This is a genomic window from Nonomuraea guangzhouensis (assembly GCF_019396345.1).
Taxonomy (GTDB): domain Bacteria; phylum Actinomycetota; class Actinomycetes; order Streptosporangiales; family Streptosporangiaceae; genus Nonomuraea; species Nonomuraea guangzhouensis.
On the sequence record NZ_JAHKRM010000007.1, the window covers coordinates 291,426 to 311,613 of the forward strand.

16 protein-coding genes are annotated in these 20,188 nt (G+C 69.2%); 9 read left to right on the top strand and 7 right to left on the bottom strand.

The features are described from left to right. Window positions 1-6 precede the first annotated feature (6 nt). Complete coding sequence (locus KME78_RS16490; protein ID WP_219529760.1) at window positions 7-702, bottom strand: TetR/AcrR family transcriptional regulator; 696 nt, start codon at window positions 700-702, stop codon at window positions 7-9. 459 nt (window positions 703-1,161) lie between these two features. On the opposite strand from KME78_RS16490, the gene KME78_RS16495 reads away from it, so the two are divergent. Then, window positions 1,162-2,691: an MFS transporter gene (locus KME78_RS16495; RefSeq protein WP_219529761.1), complete on the top strand. Its 1,530-nt coding sequence runs from the start codon at window positions 1,162-1,164 to the stop codon at window positions 2,689-2,691. A gap of 1 nt (window position 2,692) precedes the next feature. Here the strand turns inward: KME78_RS16495 and KME78_RS16500 are convergent, their stop codons facing one another. Then, on the bottom strand, window positions 2,693-5,455 hold the full coding sequence (locus KME78_RS16500; protein ID WP_219529762.1) for a helix-turn-helix transcriptional regulator: 2,763 nt from the start codon (window positions 5,453-5,455) through the stop codon (window positions 2,693-2,695). Between the two features lie 424 nt (window positions 5,456-5,879). On the opposite strand from KME78_RS16500, the gene KME78_RS16505 reads away from it, so the two are divergent. Next, window positions 5,880-6,656, top strand: coding sequence for a thioesterase II family protein (locus tag KME78_RS16505; protein ID WP_219529763.1), 777 nt, complete (start codon window positions 5,880-5,882; stop codon window positions 6,654-6,656). Here KME78_RS16505 and KME78_RS16510 read toward each other — a convergent pair. The 4 genes from KME78_RS16510 to KME78_RS16525 are packed head-to-tail and all read right to left on the bottom strand — an operon-like array spanning window position 6,653 to window position 11,376. Next, window positions 6,653-7,513 carry a 3-hydroxybutyryl-CoA dehydrogenase gene (locus KME78_RS16510; protein WP_219529764.1) on the bottom strand — a complete coding sequence of 287 codons (861 nt, stop codon included), beginning with the start codon at window positions 7,511-7,513 and terminating at the stop codon, window positions 6,653-6,655. The two genes, KME78_RS16505 and KME78_RS16510, sit on opposite strands and share 4 nt — an antisense overlap. Next, window positions 7,510-8,523, bottom strand: coding sequence for a 3-oxoacyl-ACP synthase III family protein (locus tag KME78_RS16515; protein WP_219529765.1), 1,014 nt, complete (start codon window positions 8,521-8,523; stop codon window positions 7,510-7,512). The genes KME78_RS16510 and KME78_RS16515 overlap by 4 nt, the downstream gene beginning before the upstream one ends. A gap of 31 nt (window positions 8,524-8,554) precedes the next feature. Then, on the bottom strand, window positions 8,555-9,919 hold the full coding sequence (gene ccrA / locus KME78_RS16520) for a crotonyl-CoA carboxylase/reductase (protein WP_219529766.1): 1,365 nt from the start codon (window positions 9,917-9,919) through the stop codon (window positions 8,555-8,557). Between the two features lie 23 nt (window positions 9,920-9,942). Beyond that, on the bottom strand, window positions 9,943-11,376 hold the full coding sequence (locus KME78_RS16525; protein WP_246651161.1) for an acyl-CoA carboxylase subunit beta: 1,434 nt from the start codon (window positions 11,374-11,376) through the stop codon (window positions 9,943-9,945). Window positions 11,377-11,857: 481 nt separating this feature from the next. Between KME78_RS16525 and KME78_RS16530 the strand changes: the two genes are divergently transcribed. The 4 genes from KME78_RS16530 to KME78_RS16545 are packed head-to-tail and all read left to right on the top strand — an operon-like array spanning window position 11,858 to window position 15,426. Then, window positions 11,858-12,466 (top strand): dTDP-4-dehydrorhamnose 3,5-epimerase family protein, encoded by a 609-nt coding sequence (locus KME78_RS16530; RefSeq protein ID WP_246651162.1) that lies wholly within the window; start codon window positions 11,858-11,860, stop codon window positions 12,464-12,466. Window positions 12,467-12,471: 5 nt separating this feature from the next. After that, the gene (locus tag KME78_RS16535) at window positions 12,472-13,584 is read left to right on the top strand and encodes a DegT/DnrJ/EryC1/StrS family aminotransferase (protein ID WP_219529767.1); all 1,113 of its coding nucleotides are present in this window, start codon (window positions 12,472-12,474) and stop codon (window positions 13,582-13,584) included. Continuing rightward, window positions 13,581-14,486: a proline iminopeptidase-family hydrolase gene (locus KME78_RS16540; RefSeq protein WP_219529768.1), complete on the top strand. Its 906-nt coding sequence runs from the start codon at window positions 13,581-13,583 to the stop codon at window positions 14,484-14,486. The genes KME78_RS16535 and KME78_RS16540 overlap by 4 nt, the downstream gene beginning before the upstream one ends. 10 nt (window positions 14,487-14,496) lie before the next feature. Next, entirely contained in the window at window positions 14,497-15,426 is a 930-nt protein-coding gene (locus KME78_RS16545; protein WP_219529769.1) for an ACP S-malonyltransferase, read from the top strand. 46 nt (window positions 15,427-15,472) lie between these two features. On the opposite strand, the gene KME78_RS16550 is transcribed toward KME78_RS16545, so the two are convergent. After that, window positions 15,473-15,715, bottom strand: coding sequence for a phosphopantetheine-binding protein (locus tag KME78_RS16550; protein ID WP_219529770.1), 243 nt, complete (start codon window positions 15,713-15,715; stop codon window positions 15,473-15,475). A 93-nt stretch (window positions 15,716-15,808) separates the two neighbouring features. Here KME78_RS16550 and KME78_RS16555 point away from each other — a divergent pair, with 93 nt between their 5' ends. The 3 genes from KME78_RS16555 (at window position 15,809) to KME78_RS16565 (ending at window position 20,182) form a co-directional block, all read left to right on the top strand. Beyond that, window positions 15,809-17,371 carry an AMP-binding protein gene (locus tag KME78_RS16555; RefSeq protein ID WP_219529771.1) on the top strand — a complete coding sequence of 521 codons (1,563 nt, stop codon included), beginning with the start codon at window positions 15,809-15,811 and terminating at the stop codon, window positions 17,369-17,371. An 88-nt stretch (window positions 17,372-17,459) separates the two neighbouring features. Next, window positions 17,460-18,968 (top strand): AMP-binding protein, encoded by a 1,509-nt coding sequence (locus tag KME78_RS16560; RefSeq protein WP_246651163.1) that lies wholly within the window; start codon window positions 17,460-17,462, stop codon window positions 18,966-18,968. Then, window positions 18,965-20,182, top strand: coding sequence for a type III PLP-dependent enzyme domain-containing protein (locus KME78_RS16565; RefSeq protein WP_219529774.1), 1,218 nt, complete (start codon window positions 18,965-18,967; stop codon window positions 20,180-20,182). The genes KME78_RS16560 and KME78_RS16565 overlap by 4 nt, the downstream gene beginning before the upstream one ends. The last annotated feature ends 6 nt before the right edge of the window (window positions 20,183-20,188 follow it).

Consider the following 20,188-nt stretch of genomic DNA (forward strand, 5'->3'; position numbering starts at 1 on the left):
CGGGTCTCACAGCGCCTTTCGCAGATCCGGCTCGTGTTCGGCCGAGCCGGAATTCTCCCGCTCCTCGATGAAGACGGCGACCCCGTCGAGCAGGCGGCGGATGCTGAACCAGAGCCATTCGTCGATGTGGGCCACTTCCTCCTGCCGCTCCAGCAGGCTCGACAGCATGGGGAAGTGGCCGGATTCGAGAATCTCCGCCAGCATCGGCATCTTGGCCGCGCGCCACTGCCGCGTGGTGACCCCGGTACGCCGTTCGGCCTCCCATTCGCTGACGCGAAGCAGGGCGGCCCCTTGCACCTGGGCGCTCACCGCGATGCTCACCCAGTGCATCGTCACCGGATCGAGCCCGAGACCGTCCAGGGCGCCCATGGCCCGTTCGAGGTCGGCCAGCACGTTCGGCCCGAGCGGCGGCTGAGGGGTCGCGATGACCTGCAGCACCCACGGATGCCGGGAATAGAGCCGCCACTCCCGCAGCGCGGACAGTTCGAGCCGGGACCGCCAGTCGGCCGGGACGGGCGTCAGATTCTTGTCCTCGCCGTGCACGCGATCGACCATCAATTCGATCAAGGCGTCCTTGCTCGTCACGTATCGGTACAGCGACATCGTGCCCACGCCGAGCTCGGCCGCCACCCGGCGCATGGACAGCGCCTCCAGGCCCTCGGTATCGGCGATCTCGATGCCGGTGTCCACGAGCCGTTCCAACGTGAGCCCTTCGCGAGGTGCTCGCGGGGCGGGCTCGGGTTTGGGCGGCAGGGTCTCTTCTCTGGTGGGCTCTGGGGGAGGCGCCTCGGCGCAGGGCCGTGCGCGCGCGGCCACCCGCGCCCTGTATGCCCGAGCCTGGCACGACCGCGAACAATATCGCGGTCGTCGCCCCCGAGGTGCGGCACACAACGGGTTGCCGCATTCTGCGCAGGTGAGCATCTGGCCTCACAGATTTTGTCACGCGCATCTTGATAAGTGGTGAAATTCTATCACATGAGTTCGTGATGAAATTGATCGCCAAGCGTGATGAATCGCGCCGCGACTCTGCCGAAACTGCGCGATATATACCCGCCAGTGGCGCTTTGTCGGAATTTATTTCCCGTTTCGTGTCTTGAGGCCTACCGGTGGCGGACATGAGTACGTCGTATGCACTCGTACACGGTATCTGAGGAGTGTGGGATGGAAACGGAGTCGAAGATCGCCGGACGGCGGGAGTGGATAGGACTGTCGGTTCTCGTCCTGCCCGTCCTGCTGATCTCTATTACCGTCACGGTCCTTTACTTCGCGCTGCCGTTCCTCAGCGCGGATCTCCAGCCGAGCGGGCCCGAGCAGCTCTGGATCGTCGACATCTACGCCTTCTGGCTGGCGGGGCTGCTGATCGTCATGGGCACGCTCGGGGACCGGATCGGCCGCCGGCGCCTGTTACTCATCGGCGCCGCCGTCTTCGGGGTCACCTCCGCCGCGGCCGCCTACGCGCCCAGCGCCGAGATGCTCATCGTCCTGCGCGCCCTGCAAGGAGCGGCGGCCGCGACCCTCATGCCGTCCACCCTGGCGTTGATCCGCAACATGTTCCACCAGGCTCGGCAGCGCCGGCTGGCCATCGCGATCTGGGCCGCCGGGTTCTCCGGGGGCAGCGTGCTCGGCCCGATCGTGGGCGGGTGGATGCTGGAGAGATTCTGGTGGGGCTCGGTGTTCCTGATCAACGTGCCGATCATGGTCCTGCTGCTGGCGCTCGGCCCGATCCTGCTACCGGAATATCGCGACCCGCAGGCCGGCCGGCTCGACATGGTGAGCGCCGCACTGACGCTGGTAGCCGTGCTCCCGATCGTCTACGGAGTGAAGGACATCGCCGAACAGGGCCTGAGCTCGACCGCCGCGCTCGGCATCGCCGTGGGCCTGGCCGCCGGCATCTCGTTCGTCTGGAGGCAGCGCGCGCTGACCGACCCGATGCTCGATCTGCGCCTGTTCGCGAACCGGGGGTTCGGCATCTCGCTGATCACCAGCACGCTCGCCATCTTCGCCCTCATGGGGCTGTTCTACTTCATCGCGCAATACCTGCAGCTGGTGCTGGGCCTGCGCCCCTTCGTCGCGGGGATCCTGACGTTGCCCGCCGCGGGCATGGCCCTCGTCGGATCGATGCTGGCCGTGGTGGTGGTGCGATGGACGCGTCCCGGATTCGTCATCGGCGGTGGCATGCTGCTCGCGGGGGCGGGCTTCGCGGTGCTCACGCAGCTCGAAGGGGAGCCGGGCGTCCAGACGCTCGTGATCGGCCTGGCGCTGCTGGGTGCCGGGCTCGGCGCCGTTCAGGCGGTGGCCTCCGATCTGGTCGTCACGGTGGCGCCCGAGGAGCGGGCCGGCTCGGCGTCGGCGGTGCTGGAGGCCGGTACCGAGTTCGGCGCCGCGCTCGGTGTCGCGGTCCTGGGCAGCCTCGGGCTGGCGATCTACCGCTGGTCGTTCGCCGCTCCGCCCGGCCTCCCCCCTGAGGCCGCCCAGACGGCGCGCGAAACGCTCGGTGGCGCGGTCGAGGTGGCCGCCCGGCTTCCGGAGCAGACGCGGGCGGCCTTGCTCGACGCGGCACGTACGGCTTTCACCGAGGGCATGCGGATGGCCGCGATCTCGGGTGCGGTCGTCCTGGTGGCCACGGGCGTCATGGCCGCGATCCAGCTCCGGCAGGTGACCACCGAGGAGACCGTCGACCAGGCGAGGTGAGTCAGCGTAGCTCCACATAGGAGAACTGCGCGGGCAGGTCCCTCCGGCCCCGTACGTTGAGCTTGCGGTAGATCCGGGTCAGATGCTGCTCGACGGTGCTGACCGTGATGTAGATCTTCCGGGAGATCTCCCGGTTGGTGTAGCCCAGGGCCGCGAGGGAGGCCACGCGCTGCTCGGCGTCGCTCAGCAGGCCCATGCTCTCCGTGTCCTCCGTCTCCTGCTCGGCCGGATCGTCCTGGCGTACCGCCCAGCGCAGCGGCTCCGCCTGGCACTCGTCGGCCACCCGGTCGGCCCAGTAGCCGATCATCCGGGCTTTGTGGAGCTCGCCGATCTCGTTGAAGGCATGGGTCAGATCGACGAGCGCGTAGGCCATCTCCAGCCGGTCTCCGGCGCTCTGGAGCATGTCGACGGCCTCCCTGAGCAGCCCCGGCCGCTTCTTGAGGTCGCCGGTCGCGGCCAGCAGCCGGAGCGTGGCCCCTTTGGCCCTGAGCGAGTCGCCGCCGGGCAGGTCGTACGGCTCCTCGAGCAGGGTCCTGGCCTGGTTCGGCTGGCCCATCTGCATGAGCGCGGCGGCCGCTCCCTGGCGCCAGGGCACGAGTACGGGTGTGTCGAGGTTCCAGGAGCGCATGAGCCTCCCGCAGCTCAGGAAGTCGTTGAGCGCCGCGTGCGAAAGGCCCGTCGCCAGGTGGAAAGCGGCCCGTGCCTGGAGATAGTGCAACCCGAACCGGCTCTGATAGGTCGCCGCGGGGATGGGATGCCTGAGCAGTTGGGTCGCGACGTCGAACTTCCCCATTTCGGTGTTGGTGCGGATCAAGGCGGCCAGCGGCAAGCCGATATGAATCCCCATACTCCGGCTCGGTAATACATCCAGTGCTATAGAGGCATATTTATGGGCAATCGTCAGATCCCCTTGACGAATGGCTATGTGCGCTCGGAGGCCGGCCAGCACCGCTCGCCAGGTGGGGGAGCGTCGTTGTACCGCTTCTTCGAACAAGACATCACAGAGTGGGGCCGCTCGATCCGCCTGATCGGAGTAGAGCAGTGTGAAAAGAGAGGATTCGATGGCTTCAAGATGCGCATCGTCCAGCGTGGTGGACTGGAGGACGCGTTCCGCGGTCGAGATCTTATGTTCGTCCTCCTCCGTTCTCAGAAAACCCGACAAAAGGGCGGCCCCTTGCAGCTGCCATACGCCGGCTGCCGGTTTGGCCGCGTCCATGGCAGCGCCCATAGAGGTGTCCGCCGCATCGAGCAGAAGTGGGGGAAAGGCGGAAGCCAGCCACTGATGGGTGACGCCGAGCCGGAAGAGCGTCTCTTTCTCGGCGGATTCGGCGGCCATGGCGTTGAGCCGTCGCAGCGCCTCCGCGGCCTCGTCAAGCCGCCCGTGCCACAGGAAGAACCTCAGCAGCATCCGGACGTCTTCGAACCCGAGGCGGCCCTCCCGCGCCACGGCCATGAGCGGGTCGAGGTGCTGGGCGGTGGCCGCGGGATTGACCAGCCACTCCGTCCGCGCGAGCGAGGCCCGCAGGGCCGCCCGCCGCGCGTCGTCCTGACACAGGTCGATCGCCAGTCTCAGGCACTGGATGGCGAAGTCGTGCTCGTCGTTGAGCAGCGTCTGGTCGGCGGCTTCCCGCAGCTCCGCCATCGCCCATGGCTCCAGGCCGTCGGCGGCGTGGATGAGGTGCTCGGCGACCGCGGTGCTGGCCGCTCCCTCCGTGTGGAGGAGCTGGGCGGCCCGCCGGTGCATGTCCTTGCGCTGCTCGGCGTCGAGGTCGTCGAGAACGGCCGACCGGGTTTCCGGGTGGCAGAAGCTCTCTCCGTCGACGATGCCGACGGCGGCGAGATGGTTGAGAGTTTGCTGAACGGTCGCTTGCGGAAGTTCCAGTAATTCGGCCAGCAGGTTCGGAAAGGCGAGATCGCCGAGCACGGCGAGGCCGCGAGCGGTGCGCAGCGAGGTCGGGTCGGTGCGATGCAGGAGGGCGCGCACCGAGCGGGAGAAAGCATCTCCGATGACCAGCGAATTCGACTCGCCCGACTCGTGCAGGTAGTCCTCGACCAGTGCCTCGACGAGCAGAGGATTGCCGCCGCCGGCCGCATGGAAGTCCGGGCCGAGTTTTTCCGCCGTCTCCTGGTCCATGGATTTGCAGAGCATCCTGGTGACGCCCTCCTGGGAAAGCGTGCCCAGTCTCATGTGCTGGCAGTGCGGATGACGCATCAGGTCTATCTCGATAAGCGGATCCATCCCCTGTGGATTTTCGGCCGCCGTCACCACGACGAATACATTGGCATTGTTGAGCCGCTGCACGAAATTAAGCAGGAGTTGCCAGGACAATGCGTCCGAATATTCGACGTCGTCGACGGTGATGAGCACCGGCGAGCTGGTGGAGAGCTCCAGGACGATCGACCACAGCCCCTGAATGGTGTGCAGCCAATCGGGATTGTGCGGCGACTCGCCGATCGCCTTCGCGCTGAAGGCGGCCTCCTCGATCAGCCGGGCGGCCTCGGAGGCGTGCTCGATCGGCAGCGCCGCGCTGTGGAAGCTCTGGCTGGCCATCCCGAGCGGAAGGTTGCGGTCGGTCCGTGAGCAGGTGGCGCTCAACCAGGTGACGCCGGCGGCGGCGGCACGCTGGCTGAAGGTGTAGGCCAGTTCGGTCTTGCCGACCCCGGTGGGTCCCGTGATCACCATGACCCGGCCTTTGCCGTGAATGCAGTCCCTCAGCAGATCGTCCAGATCCGTGATTTCGTGGTCACGCTCGATGAGGGTCATCGTCTTTCTGGTTCGCCCCCTTACGCCAGTACGAAGGGTCGTGCCCCCTGTCTAATCATTCTCCTACTGACGCCACGCCACGTGTCAATACATTCGGACAACACTCAGGAGTGTTCGCGGATTTCATCACGGTTCCGCTGTTTCATCACTTCGTCACGGATGCGCTCGCGGTATCGCAAACCCCCCTTAGTGCCCCTTACCCGACGGGCAAAACCTAGGGGTGCCCCAGCCTGCGCGCCCGCACTGAATGAGTTATTCTCCTGTTCACTGTAAAGATAGCGGGGCGGAATGTGCGTGGTGACTCGCGGCGGGTAAGAGATTTCACGAGCCGGGCTCGGTCAAAGTGAATCAAGAGTTGCCGCCGATATAGCCCACAGCTTTTCTTGGTTTAATCCGGCCCGAAACGAGTGAGAAAGGGATTGCCGTGAGTGACGTGGTAAACACCGATGAGACCTGGATCCGGCGTTACCATCCTTCGCCCGAGGCGTCGTCCGTGCTCGTCTGCCTGCCGCACGCCGGCGGCGCGGCCAGCTTCTATTTCCCGGTCTCGAAGATGATGCCGCCGTCGGTGGAGGTCCTGGCGATCCAGCTGCCCGGCAGGCAGGACAGGCGCGGTGAGCCCGGCGTCGAGAGCATCGGGGAGCTGGCCGATCGCATCGTGGCGACGCTCCGGCCGTGGACCGGTCTGCCCGTGGCTCTGTTCGGTCACAGCATGGGCGCGACCGTCGCCTTCGAGGTGGCCCGCAGGCTCGACCGGAGTGGCACGGCCCCGCTGGGGCTGTTCGCGTCGGGGCGGCCCGCGCCATCGGCGCTCCGCCCGGCCGGCGCACAGCGGCGGTCGGACGAGTGGCTGCTGGCCGAGGTACGCAAGCTAGGTGGCACCCACGCGCAGGTGCTGGGCGACGACGAGTTCGTCCGCGCGATCCTGCCCGCGCTGAGGAGCGACTACCGGGCGCTGGACACCTATCGCTACCTGCCCGGGCCGAGACTGTCCTGTCCCATCCTCGCTCTCAGAGGCGAGGAGGATCCCAAGGTCAGCCTCGAGGAGGCCCGGGCATGGGGCGACCACACCGCGGCGGGATTCGAGCTGCGTACCTTCCCCGGTGATCACTTCTATCTCGTGGAGCACGCGGCGGAGGTCATCGCCCTCGTCGTCGACCGGATGCGCGGGGCGCTGGAAGCCTTCGATCAGCGGGTTTAGGAATAGTCGTAGAACCCGCGGCCGGACTTCCTGCCCAGCAGACCGCCCTCCACCATGCGCAACAGGACCGGTGGCGGTGAGTAGCTCGGCTCCTTGAACTCGCCGTACAACGCGTCGGCGATGGAGGCCACCGTGTCGAGCCCGATCAGGTCGGCCAGGCTCAGCGGGCCCATGGGATGGGAGCAGCCCAGCACCATGCCGCGGTCGACGACCTCCGCGGTGGCGAACCCGGACTCCACCATTCTCATGGCCGCCAGGAGATAGGGGATCAGCAGGGCGTTCACCACGAACCCCGCGCGGTCGGCCGAGTGGATCACCTGTTTGCCGAGTGTCGCGGTGACGAACAGCTCGGTCTGGAGCTTCGTCTGATCCGTCGTCAGCAGCGAGCCGGTCAGCTCCACCAGCGCGAGCACGGGCACGGGGTTGAAGAAGTGGACGCCGATGACCTGGCCGGGCCGGCCGGTCGCGCGCGCGAGCCTGATGATCGGAATGGACGACGTGTTGGACGCCAGGATGGCGTCGGGGAGTTCCACGATCTTGTCCAGCGCGCCGAACACGTCGAGCTTGGTCGACTCCTCCTCGGGGACGGCCTCGAAGACGAGCTGCCGGTCGCCGAGATCATTGAGGTCCGCGGTGAAGACGACGCGTCCCACCGCCGCGTCCCGCTCCTCCTCGGTGATCGTCCCTTTGCGCAGGCCGCGGTCGAGTGATCTGAGCAGGCGCCGCCGTCCACGGGACACGGACGCCTCCGTGGAGACCACGACCCGTACGTCGAGGCCCGCGCGGGCGCACACGTCGGCGAGGCCGGAGCCCATCACCCCGCAGCCCACGATGCCGATACTGGTGAACTGGGTCATCTCGCCTCCTGTGGCGCTCTGGCCGTCCAGCGGAGCAGGCAGGCGCCGACCGACATGCCGCCGCCGAACCCGGCGAGCAAGATGAGATCGTCCTGTTTGAGGATGCCTGACCGATTGGCTACGTCGAGCGCCACGGCCACCGAGGCGCTGCCCAGGTTGCCGTACCGCTCGACTATGCGGGGGGTGTGCGTGCCGGTGAGGCCGCAGCGCTCGACCAGCTCCGTCATCAGGCGGCCGTTCGCCTGGTGAGGGAAGAACGCGTCGATCTCGTCCAGCCCGAACCCGGTGCGGTCCACCAGGCTCTTCATCGCGGGCGGCACGTGCTCCAGCACGAACTCCGTGACGCCGCGGCCGTCCATTCTGAAGTAGTGCTCGCCGTCCGCGACGGTCGTGTGGGACGCCGGCTGCCGGCTGCCGCCCGCTTTGATGCCGATGAGCCCGTGGGCGGCGCCGTGACTGGACAGCTCGAAGTCGATGAACCCCGACGGCTTGGGCACCGCGCCGACGATGGCGACGCCGGACCCGTCCCCGAACAGGACGGAGGTGCGGCGGTCCGCGAAGTCGAGCTGCCTGGAGTACAGGTCGGCGCCGACGACCAGGGCGTAGGTGTCCGGGCGGAGCGCGATGAGGCTGTCGGCGATGGCGAGGCCGTACACGAATCCGCTGCAGACGACGTTGATGTCGAAACAGGCGGCGGTGTGCGCGCCCAGCGCGTCCTGCACGAGGTAGGACGTGGGCGGCTGGGGGGAGTCGCCGGTGGACGTCGCCACGATGATGTAGCCGATCCGGCCGACGTCGATGTCGCTCCGCCGCAACGCGTCCAGACAGGCCTGTACGGCGAGGTCCGAGGTCGCCTCGTGCGGCGCGGCGCGACGGCGGGACTCGATCTGCGTCTTGCGGAGGATCCACTCCGCGTCGACGCCCACCTGGCGCGCCAGGTCCTCGTTGGCGATCTCTTCCGCAGGGAGATAGGAACCGGTCGCCAGGATCCCGGTTGAGTGTGCGGCCACTGTCAGATCCGCCTTTTCTTGCCAGCCATGCCTATGCCGGCGTCGAGGGGGTGGGGGTGGCGTCCACCGGGCCGCGCAGCGGGTTGAGGCGGTCCGCGCCGAGCTCGGCGCGCCGCGCGGGGTCGGTGACGCCCATTCCGGGCTCGGGCGCCATGCAGAGCACGCCGACCTTGCCGATGTGTGCGTTGGTCTGCACCAGCCGGGTGGCCTCCGCGACCTCGTCCAGCGGGTAGACGGTGGACAGGGTCGGCACCACCTGCCCGAGGTCGAACAGCCGCACGCACTCCCGCACCTCCTGCAGGTTCGCCCCGTGGCTGCCGATGATGCGCTTGAGGTGCATCCAGAGGTAGCGGTTGTCGTAGTAGTGCTGGTAGCCGGTGCTGGAGCCGCAGGTGACGACCGCGCCGCCGCGACGGGCCACGAACACCGAGATGCCGAACGTCGCCTTGCCCACGTAGTCCATGACGATGTGCGGATCCTCGCCGACCGCCGTGCGGACGGCCTTGCCCAGCCGCTTGCCCAGCGTGATCGTCTGCTCGGGGGTGATCTCGACGTCGTCGGTCATCCCTATCTCGTTGCGGTTGATGACGACGTCACAGCCGAGACTTCTCAGGACCTCGGCCTTCGACTCCGAGCCGACGACTCCCACGGGTATGCCGCCGCCGTTCTTGACCATCTGCACGGCGTACGCGCCGAGGCCGCCGGCCGCGCCCCAGATGAGGACGACGTCGCCCTGCTTCATGCGGGCGCCCCGGGGGCTGACCAGCATGCGGTAGACCGTGCCGGCGCACAGCGTGACGCAGGCGGCCTCCTCCCAGCTCAGATGGGCCGGCTTGGCCGCGAGCTGGCTGGCCCGGGCCAGGGTGTAGTGCGCCAGGCCGCCGAAGTTGGTCTCGAAGCCCCAGACCCGCTGCTCGGCGCCGAGCATGCCGTCGTCGTGCGTGGCCGGTTCCTGGTCGTCGGCCTGGATCGGGCTGATCACGACGTGGTCGCCGACGCGCCAGCGTCGTACGCCCGCGCCGACCGCGACCACGACCCCGGCCCCGTCGGAGCCCAGCACGTGGAAGGGCTGGTCGTGGCGGGCCGCGAACGCGCTCGTCCGGCCGAACCGCTTGAGGAAGCCGAACGTCGGCAACGGCTCGAACGTCGCCGACCAGACGGTGTTGTAGTTGATCGAGCTGGCCATGACCGCCACCACGACCTCGTCCGGCGCGAGTTCGGGCATGGGCACCATGCCGACGCGCAGCGACTTGCGGACGTCCTTGTCGTCCATGCCGGTGAACATCTCGGTGTCCTCCACCCGGAGGTAGGAGGCCGGATACTCCTTGGGCAGCGGGATCTTCGTCAGCTCGCCGGGCGTGGCTCCGCCCAGCAAGGCGTCGGCCATGGGATCCATGTCACTCCTTAGTCTTGAGCCGATCACAGCGGGATGTTCCCGTGACGGCCACGTGTCGCCGACGCGGTGGCGAGCGCGGTGGCGAGCGCCATGGCGAGCTTGGGCCGGGTCTGCGCGGGGTCGATCACTTCGTCGACGACGCCCAGGGCCACGGCGCGGGCGACGCCTCCTGCCACGCGGGTGTGCTCGGCGACGAGTTGCCGCCGCAGTTCGGCGCGCTCGTCGTCGTGCGCGGCGGCGAGCCGCTTGCGGTGCAGGATGCCCACCGCCGCGTCCGCGCTCATCACCGCGATCTTCGCCTCCGGCCAGGCGAACACCGCGGACGCGCCGAGCGAGCGGGAGTTCATGGCGATGTACGCCCCGCCGTACGACTGGCGCGTGACCAGCGTGACCCGGGGGACCGCCGCCTCGGCGAAGGCGTGCAGCAACTTGGCGCCCCGCCGGACCACGCCACCCCATTCCTGGGTGACACCGGGCAGGTAGCCGGGAACGTCGACGATCACGATCAGCGGAATGCCGAACGCATTGCACATCCGGACGAATCGCGAGGCCTTCTCGGCGCTCAGCGAGTCGAGGCAGCCGCCCATGCGCAGCGGGTTGTTGGCGATCACGCCGACGCTCCCGCCGCCCAGGCGGCCGAGGCCGACGACGATGTTGGGGGCCCAGCGCGGCTGTAATTCCACGAAGGGGGTGCCGTCGTCGACGATCTCGCGGACCAGCGGGCGCACGTCGTAGGCCCGCCGCGCCCGCTCCGGCAGCAGCGATCGCAGGTCCGTTCCGCCCAGCGCGACCCGGGGTTCGACGCGGGCGCGGTGGGCCAGCAGCAGGGTCACCCGCCGGGCGGACTCGTACGCTTCGCTCTCGGAGTCGACCACGATGTGCGCCACGCCCGACTTGCGGCTGTGCGTCTCGGCTCCGCCCAGCGACTCCATGTCGATCCGCTCACCGGTGACGGACCGCACGACGTCGGGGCCGGTCACGAACATCCGGCCGGCCTTGGCCATGATCACCACATCGGTGAGCGCCGGACCGTAGGCGGCGGCTCCCGCGGCGGGGCCGAGGATGACCGAGATCTGCGGCACCCGCCCGGAGGCGCGGGTCATCGCGGCGAACATCCGTCCGACGCCGTCCATCGACTCGACGCCGTCCGCCAGCCGGGCGCCGCCGGAATGCCACAGGCCGATCACCGGGCAGCCTTCGCGCACCGCCGTGTCGATGGCGGACACGATCTTCTCGCAGCCCGAGGCACCGAGCGCGCCGCCCATGATGGCCGGGTCGGTGCAGAAGGTGACCACCTGATGGCCCGCGATGCGGCCCATGACCGCGGACACGCCGCTGGCGTCGGCATCGTGCAGCGGCGTCACCGAGTCGGCGTCGAGCAGCCGGGCCAGCCGTACGGCCGGCGCGCGCTGGTCGAGCGGGAAGTGTTCCTGGGTGATCGGCGGGGTGGCGGTCAACGCGGTCTTCCGTTCGCATTCAGGGTGGAAAAGATTGTTTCCCGCATGTTTCCTACCTCCAGCGCCAACGCTGAGGACTTATCGTATGGATTCCAGCAGACTGCTGGAAAATAGGCTTATCCATGCCCTATCTCTACACAACCCTTACGAGTCCCCCTATGCGCCCTATAGCCTTGCCGGCGGAGGCGGAACGCCGGCCTCCCGGCGTTGTTCCCGGTCGCCACGTACGCGGGCGGAGTCGCCGCCGCGGCGCTCGCGTCCGCACGTCAAGCCCTGTTCCGCACGGCATCCGGGTCGATCCGCCGGACGGTGCCAACCCTGCGCAGGGGGAGCGACCCGGAAAAGAATGGCTTTATCGCATATTGCGCCATAGTTGCCGCTAGGGGGGCCGGTAGGGGTTGTTTCGCGCGTCTCCAGCGGCCAATCATGGTGCCGTCATTTCGACGTACGGCACCATTTCCTATGCCGGAAAGGTCAGCACATGGAGATAGCCGAGCTTGGAGTCGAGAGCGCTTTTCTGATCACGCCGGACGTCCACTCTGACCACCGGGGGCTTTTCCTCGAAGTGTTCAGCCAGCCGGTGTTCGAGCGGGCGGTGGGTCATCGGCTGTCCGTCGCCCAGCTGAACTGCTCGGTGTCCCGGCGCGGGACCATCCGCGGCATGCACGCCATCGCGCTGCCGGGCCAGGCCCGCTATGTCACCTGCGCGCAGGGGGGCATCGTCGACGTCGTGCTCGACATCCGGATCGGCTCGCCGACGTACGGCGCGCACGTCGCGGTCGAGCTGACCGCCGCGAACCGGCGGGCCCTGTATCTGGCGGAGGGGCTCGCGCACGGGTTCGCGCCGCTGACCGACGACGCCACCGTCGTCTACCTGTGTTCGAGCACCTGGTCCCCGGGCGCGGAGGTCATCATCAACGCGCTGGACCCGGAGCTCGGCCTGCCCTGGCCCGCGGACGGCCCGGTGCAGTCGGAGAAGGACGCGGCGGCGCCCTCCCTGCGGGAGGCCAGGCAGCTCGGGCTGCTGCCCACGCTCGCCGAGTGTCAGGCGCGGTACGCCGAACTCGCCGAGCTCACGTTGACGAGGTGACGGTGATGATCCCCCTGTTCCGGGTGGCGATGTCTCCCGAGGCGCCGACCAGGGCCGCCGAGGTCCTCGGCAGCGGCAGCATCGGCCAGGGAGCCAAGGTCGAGGAGTTCGAACGGGCCATCGCCGGCCGGGTCGGCCGGGACGAGGTGGTCACGGTCAACAGCGCCACGGCGGGCCTGCACCTCGCCCTGCACATGGTCGCCCGCCAGGATGACGACGACGGCGAGGTGCTGTCCACGCCGTTGACCATGGAGGCCACCAACTGGGCGATCCTGGCCAACCGGCTGCGCATCAGGTGGGTGGACGTCGACCCGGCCACCCTCAACGTCGACCTGGACGACCTCGCCCGCAAGATCTCGCCGAAGACGCGGGCCATCATGATCGTGCATTTCGCCGGCTATCCGGTCGACCTCGACCGGCTCCGCGCGATCATCGACCTGGCCGAGGCCAGATTCGGCTTCCGGCCACCGGTGATCGAGGACTGCGCGCACGCGTGGGGCGCGACCTACGGCGGTACGCCCATCGGCGGTCACGGCAATCTGTGCGTGTTCAGCTTCCAGGCCATCAAACACCTGACCTGCGGCGACGGGGGCGCTCTCGTCCTGCCGACCGAGGAGCTGCGGCGGCGCGCCACGCGGTTGCGCTGGTTCGGCATCGACCGGACGGCCGACCGGCTGCGCAACCCGCCGGACGTCACGGAGTGGGGCTTCAAGTTCCACATGAACGACATCAACGCCTCGATCGGCCTGGCCAACCTGGCCTGGGCGGACGAGGTGCTGGCCCGGCACCGTGCCAACGCCGCCTTCTACGACAGGGAGCTCGCCGGCGTCGCCGGCCTGGAGCTGACCGAGCGGGCCGCCGATCGCCGATCCTCCTTCTGGATCTATCCGATGAAGGTGGAGGACCGCGACGGCTTCATCAAGCGCATGGACGAGGCCGGGATCATGACCAGCAACGTGCACGAGCGCAACGACCTGCACACGGCCGTGCGCCCGTACTCCAGCCTGCTGCCCGGTCTCGACCGGGTCGCCCCGCGCGTCGTGTGCGTGCCCGTCGGCTGGTGGGTCACCGAGGAGCAGCGTACGCACATCGCGGACACCATCAGGCGGGGCTGGTGACCTCGCCTGCCGCTCTCCCTGCCAAGGGCACGGTGCCGTTCGGGGAGCACAAGACCTGGTACCGGGTCACCGGCACGCCGGGCGCGGGCCGGCCGGCCGTCGTCGTGCTGCACGGCGGGCCCGGCAGCACCCACGACTACCTGGTCGGCCTCGCCGCGCTCGCCCAGGAGGGCTGGCCCGTCGTGCACTACGACCAGCTTGGCAACGGCGGCTCCACGCACCTGCCCGGCAAGGGGGCCGAGTTCTGGACTCCGCGCCTGTTCCTCGACGAACTGGACAACCTGCTGCTCAGGCTCGGCCTCCGCGACGACTACGTGCTGGTCGGGCAGTCCTGGGGCGGCATGCTGGCCGCCCTGCACGCCTCGGCGAGACCGGGCGGCCTGCGCGGCCTGGTGGTCGCCGACGCCCCCGCCTCCTACCCGCTGTGGCTGCGGGAGATGCGGGTGCTGCGCGACCGGCTGCCCGAGGGCGTCAACGAGACGTTGCGCCGCCACGAAGCCGCGGGCACGACCGATTCGCAGGAGTACTTCGACGCGATGATGGTCTTCTACAACCGGCACGTCTGCACGCTGGACCCGTGGCCGCGCGAGTTCGTCGCCACGTTCATGGAGATCTACAACGACCCGACGGTCTACTACGCGATGAACGGGCCGAGCGAGTTCCACGTGATCGGCTCGCTGCGTGACTTCGGCGTGGAGGACCGCGTCGCGGACATCGAGGTGCCCACCCTGCTGATCTCCGGGCGGCACGACGAGGCCACGCCCGCCACCGTGCGACCGTACTTCGACCTCATCCCCGACGTGCGGTGGGAGGTCTTCGAGGAGTCCAGCCACACGCCGCACCTGGAGGAGCCCGAGCGGTTCAGACAGGTGCTGATCGAGTTCCTGAAAGGTCTGGGTTAGTGAAGTGGACATGCGGACCGCGATCGTCTTCCCCGGCATGGGACCCACCCGGTTCTCCGATGTCGACTCGTTCATGCTCGGCGACCCCGCCGCGCGGCGGCTGGTCGCGCTCGCCGACGACGTGCTCGGCTACTCGCTGGCCGGCCGCTTCCGCGACTCCGGTGACGACTACTCCGAAGCGGCACAGGTGGCCTTCCTGGTGAACTGCCTGGCTCTGGCGGAATGGGCGGAGCGGACGCTGGAGGTCAACCCGCACCTGGTCGCGGGCCCGAGTTTCGGTGGCAAGGCGGCCGCCGCCTATTCGGGCGCGCTGTCGTTCGCCGACGCCGTGCGCATGACCGCGGGTCTGGCGCGCTGCGCGGAGGACTACTTCGCGCACGAGCACCGGGACATCGTCACCTGCTCCTTCGTCCGCGTTCCCGAGGCCCGGCTGGCGGAACTGGTGGCGGAGCTGCGCGAGCGAGGCGAATGGCACGACGTCTCCTGCTACATAGATCACGACTTCTTCATGGTCTCGCTGCGGGAGCGGCAGGTGGAGTGGTTCGAAGGCCGGGTCCGGGCGATCGGCGGGCTGCCGTTGTACACGATGCGGCCGCCCATGCACTCGGCCGCCTTCGAGCCGCTGCGCAAGAGGGCCGAGGAGGAGGTGTTCGGTGAGCTGCGCTTCACCGACCCGCGGGTGCCGGTCGTCGACGATCACGACGGGAGGCTGCTGACCGGCGCGGCGGGGGTGCGGGCCATGGTGCTCGACGGCTTCGTCCGGCCGCTGCGCTGGCCCGAGGTGGTGGCCACGCTGCGGCGGCTCGGCGTCGAGCAGCTCTGCGTCAGCGGCCAGGACGCCATGTTCGGCCGGGTGCCGATCACCACGCGGAACTTCACCGTCGTCCCGGTGAACCCGAGGACGGCGGTGCTGCCGCGGCCATCGGTGCCCTCGGCCTGACGAGGCCCTGCGGGCCTCCCCGCGGGCCTCGTCAGGCGCCGGCCGGTCAGGCCACCGAAATCCCCGAAAGGACCGTCCAGAGCGTGCCCGGAGTCTCGAACGTCTCCTTCGTCAGCGCGTCGTCCTTGAATCGCACCCCGTATGCCTCCTCAAGGGTGGCCAGGAGTTCGACGATGCCCAGCGAATCGAGGCCGAGGCCCGGCAGATCCGCATTTTCGAGGAGCTTCTCGGTGGCGGGCAGAAACGGCAGATGCGGCCGCAGGAGTTCTTCGAAGCGTGCATCCCACATGACAGCTGATTTCCTTTCTCCAGTTTACCGAGAAAAAGCCTACGGCGCTGACGTTATCCGGCAACAATGTGAATGTCCATAATGGTGGATCAGATGAATGCAGATTATCCGGCACCCCTCTATGCGTATTTCCTGCGCGGCCTGGCCATGGCCCCCGACCGGCCCGCCTTCCGGGTCGGCCCGGACACGGCGACCTACGCGGAGCTCCACCGGGCGGCACTGCGCTGGGCCGGCGTCCTGCTGAGGTCGGCGCCGTGCCGGCCCGGCGCCGTGGGGGTCCTCGCGGACAAGGGGGGCACAGCGTACGCCGGCATCCTGGCCGGCCTCTACGCGGGAGCGGCGGTCGTGCCGCTGCAGCCGGACTTCCCGGCGTCCCGGACGCGCCAGATGATCGAGGCCGCCGGGGTGTCGGCGCTGATCGTCGACGACCGGGGCCAGAAGCGGGCGGAGGAACTCCGCGCCCAAGGGGTGGACGTGCCCGTCCTGTCGCCCGACACACTCGGTGGCGGGCGGGCCCTCGCCGCGCCGCGGCCGGTCGAGGCCACCGACGTCGCCTACGTGCTGTTCACCTCGGGGTCGACGGGCCGGCCCAAGGGGGTGCCCATCACGCACGGCAACACCGCGCACTACTTCGGGCTGCTGGCCGGACGCTATGACTTCACCCCCGACGACGTGTTCTCACAGACCTTCGACCTGACCTTCGACTGCGCGATGTTCGACCTGTTCTGCGCCTGGGCCGCCGGAGCGACCGCCGTGGGCGTGCCGTCGCACGCGTACGGGCACCTGCCGGAGTTCCTCGCCGAGCAGGGGATCACCGTGTGGTTCTCCACCCCCAGCGCGATCCCGCTGGTCCGCAGGACCGGCGGGCTGGCACCGGGGGCGCTGCCCACCCTGCGCTGGAGCTTCTTCGCCGGGGAGGCGCTGAAGTGCGCCGACTCCGTCGACTGGCAGCGCGCGGCGAGCGGCTCCGTCCTGGAGAACCTCTACGGCCCGACCGAGCTGACGATCACGATCACCGGTCACCGCTGGTCACCGGAGACCTCGCCCGGCCAGTGCGTCAACGGCCTGTCCCCGATCGGCAGGGTGCATCCCGGCCACGGCCACCTCCTGGTCGACGACGCCGGCCGGCCCGTCAGCCACGAGGGCGAGCTGTGGATCACCGGGCCGCAGCTGACGCCGGGATACCTCGATCCGGCGGACGACAAGGGCCGGTTCGTCGAGCGGGACGGCCGTACCTGGTACAACACCGGCGACCGCGTCCGGGCCGCGGCCGACGGCGAACTCGTCTACCTCGGCCGGGCCGACGCCCAGGTGCAGGTGCACGGCTGGCGGGTGGAACTGGCCGAGATCGATCACGCCGTGCGCGGCGTCGCCGGAGTGGCGGACGCGGTGACGGTGAGCGCCGAGAACGACGGCACCGCCGTACCCGTCGTGTTCTACACCGGGAATCGGCTGGCGCCCACCGATTTCACCACCCGGCTCGTCGAGACGCTGCCGGCCGGCCTCGTTCCGCGGCACTATCGCCATCTGGACGAGCTGCCGCTGAATCCCAACAGAAAAGTCGACCGGGCCGGCCTGCGTGAGCTGGCCGACGGTCTGGTGCGGAAACGCGGGCGCGCCGGAGAAGAGGGGAGGGGCGCATTAGGGGGGCGGTAGGGGTCTATTTGAAATATGGGTTCGAGATAACTTTCCGATGCTGAGATATTCGCTGGAGATTCCTTTCCCACCGGGCGGGAGGACGATATTGGACGGGACGCGGTTCCTTCGATCGGGCCTCATCCACGATCTGCTCGACGAGGCCACCAAGGCGAGACCGGACGGCGGCGCGGTCCGCGACGCGCACGGAGCGTGGAGCTACCGGCGGGTCGACGAGCTCAGCCGGGGCGTCGCCGGCTGGCTGGCGGCGGCCGGCGTCGGCCCGGGAGACCGGGTCATCGTCCAGCTGCCCAACCGGCGCGAGACGGTGCCCATCGTCTACGGCATCTCCCGGCTCGGCGCCGTCTTCGTACCGCTGCATCCTGAGATGAAGGCGTTCCACCTGCGCTCCGTGCTGGACGACGCGGAGCCCACGCTGATCATCGGCGGCGGCGAGGCCATGCACGACCTCGCCACCGTGCCGGTGTTCGACCTCGACGACTTCTGGACCGAGGTCGAGGACATGGCGGGGTGGCCGGAGGTGTACGAGCCGGGCAAGATCCTGCCCGCTGACGTCGCCATCCTCATCTACACCTCGGGCAGCACCGCCGCCCCCAAGGGCGTGATCTGCCCGCACGCGCAGGTCACCTTCGCCGCCTCGGCCATCAACGCGGTGCTCGGATACCGCCAGGACGACGTGGTCTTCTGCCGGCTGCCCATGTCCTTCGACTACGGCCTCTACCAGATCTTCCTCGCCGCGCTCGGCGGCGCCGAGCTGGTCCTGGCCGAGGACGGAGCCGACCTGACCCTGCTCGGTCAGCTCCGCGAGTCCGGCGCGAGCGTCGTGCCCGTCGTCCCGTCACTGGGCGGCATGATCGCGACGCTGGCCCGGCGGGCCAGCGAGGCCGCGCCGAAGGTGCGGATGTTCACCAACACCGGGGCCGCGCTGCCGGAGGCGACCATCCGGAGCCTGCGCGCCTGCTTCCCCGGGGCCCAGGTGGTGCGCATGTACGGCATCACCGAGTGCAAGCGCGTCACGATCATGGAACCGGAGCTCGACCAGGAGCGCCCCGGCGCGGTCGGCCGCCCGCTGCCCGGCACCCGGGTGGTGATCGCGGACACCGCGGGCCGGCCGCTGCCGGCCGGGGAGACCGGGGAGATCGTGGTCGCCGGTCCGCACGTGATGGCCGGCTACTGGCGCGACCCCGAGCTCACCGCGCGCGCCTACCGCCCCGACCAGGACACCGGTGAGGTCCGCCTGCACACCGGCGACTACGGCCGGCTCGACCAGGACGGCTACCTGTACTTCGAAGGCCGGCGCGACGACATGTTCAAACGCAAGGGCACCCGGATGAGCACGATCGAGATCGAGGCGGCCGCCATGGACATCCCGGGCGTGCGCGCGGCCGTCGTGCTGCCCCCGGCCGAAGGACACGACCTCGTCGTGTTCGTCGAGGCCGACCTGACACCCCATGCCGTGCTGGACGCGCTGAAGCAGCGGCTCGAACCCGCGAAGGTGCCCGCCTCCTGCCGCGTCCTGCCGCGCTTCCCGCTGACGCTCAACGGCAAGAACGAGCGCAAACAGATGGCCCTGCTGCTCCTTGGAGGCGACGCGTGAACTGGTACACCGAGCTCGCCGCCCGCTACGGCTCCCCGCTGTACGTCTACGACCTGGACCGCGTCACCGCCGCGCACGCGGACCTGCGCCGCGCCCTGCCCGACGGGTTCTCGCTGTACTACTCCTTCAAGGCCAACCCGCATCCGGAGATCGCGCGAGCGCTGCGCGACGGCGGAGCGCGCGCCGAGATCAGCTCGACCGGTGAGCTGAACGCGGCGTTCGCCGCCGGCTTCGACGGGTCCGAGGTGCTCTGCACCGGACCGGGCAAGACCACCGAAGAGCTGGAGATCGCCGTCGACGGCGGTGTCCGCGCCTTCTCCGTCGAGTCGCTCACCGACCTGTGGCACGTCGGCGAGGTCGCGGTCAAGCGCGGCGTGACCGTGGACTGCCTGCTGCGCGTCAACAGCGCCGAGCCCGGCGCCGCCACCAGCATCCGGATGACCGGCGCGCCGTCCCAGTTCGGCTTCGACGACGAGACGATCCCCGGCCTGATGCCGCGGCTCCGGGCGGTGCCCGGCACACGGCTGGCCGGCGCGCACCTGTTCTCGCTGAGCAACTCCAAGGACGAGGAGAGCCTCGTCGCCGAGTTCGCGCACACCATCTCGGTGGCCGCCCGCCTGGAGCGGGAGACCGGCCTGCCGATCCGGCTGCTGGACATCGGCGGCGGGTTCGCCGCGCCGTACCTCGCCTCGGGAGAGCGGCCCGTGTACGGCGGGCTCCGCGCCGAGCTGGAGACCGTCCTCGACGCGCGCTTCCCCGCCTGGCGGGCGGGCACGCCCGAGATCGCCTGCGAGTCCGGCCGTTACCTGGCCGGCGACTGCGGCCGGCTGGTCTGCACCGTGGTCAACGTCAAGGAGAGCCGCGGCCGCAGGTTCGTCATCCTGGACGCCGGCATCAACACCCTCGGCGGCATGTCCGGGCTGGGGAGGCTGCTGCCGGTCTCGGTGGAGCTCGACGACGCTGACTTCGACGGCGAGCGGCGGCCCGCGACCCTGGTCGGCCCGCTCTGCACCCCCGGCGACATCATCGCCAGGAACGTGTCGCTGCCGCCGCTCGAACCCGGCGACGTCGTGTCCATTCCCAACGCGGGGGCCTACGGGATGACCGCGAGCCTGGTGATGTTCCTGGGCCACCCCGCGCCCATCGAGGTCGTCGCGCGCGGTCACCAGGTGGTGTCCGTCTCCCGGATCGAATTCAACCGCAAGTACGAGTGAGCTACG

What these genes read in the sequence shown, in the direction of transcription:
- ccrA (WP_219529766.1), bottom strand. Translation starts at nt 9,919, where the DNA reads ATGGATCCCATGGCCGACGCCTTGCTGGGCGGAGCCACGCCCGGCGAG.
- KME78_RS16555 (WP_219529771.1), top strand. Translation starts at nt 15,809, where the DNA reads ATGAATGCAGATTATCCGGCACCCCTCTATGCGTATTTCCTGCGCGGC.
- KME78_RS16495 (WP_219529761.1), top strand. Translation starts at nt 1,162, where the DNA reads ATGGAAACGGAGTCGAAGATCGCCGGACGGCGGGAGTGGATAGGACTG.
- KME78_RS16535 (WP_219529767.1), top strand. Translation starts at nt 12,472, where the DNA reads ATGATCCCCCTGTTCCGGGTGGCGATGTCTCCCGAGGCGCCGACCAGG.
- KME78_RS16530 (WP_246651162.1), top strand. Translation starts at nt 11,858, where the DNA reads ATGGAGATAGCCGAGCTTGGAGTCGAGAGCGCTTTTCTGATCACGCCG.
- KME78_RS16510 (WP_219529764.1), bottom strand. Translation starts at nt 7,513, where the DNA reads ATGACCCAGTTCACCAGTATCGGCATCGTGGGCTGCGGGGTGATGGGC.
- KME78_RS16545 (WP_219529769.1), top strand. Translation starts at nt 14,497, where the DNA reads ATGCGGACCGCGATCGTCTTCCCCGGCATGGGACCCACCCGGTTCTCC.
- KME78_RS16500 (WP_219529762.1), bottom strand. Translation starts at nt 5,455, where the DNA reads ATGACCCTCATCGAGCGTGACCACGAAATCACGGATCTGGACGATCTG.
- KME78_RS16550 (WP_219529770.1), bottom strand. Translation starts at nt 15,715, where the DNA reads ATGTGGGATGCACGCTTCGAAGAACTCCTGCGGCCGCATCTGCCGTTT.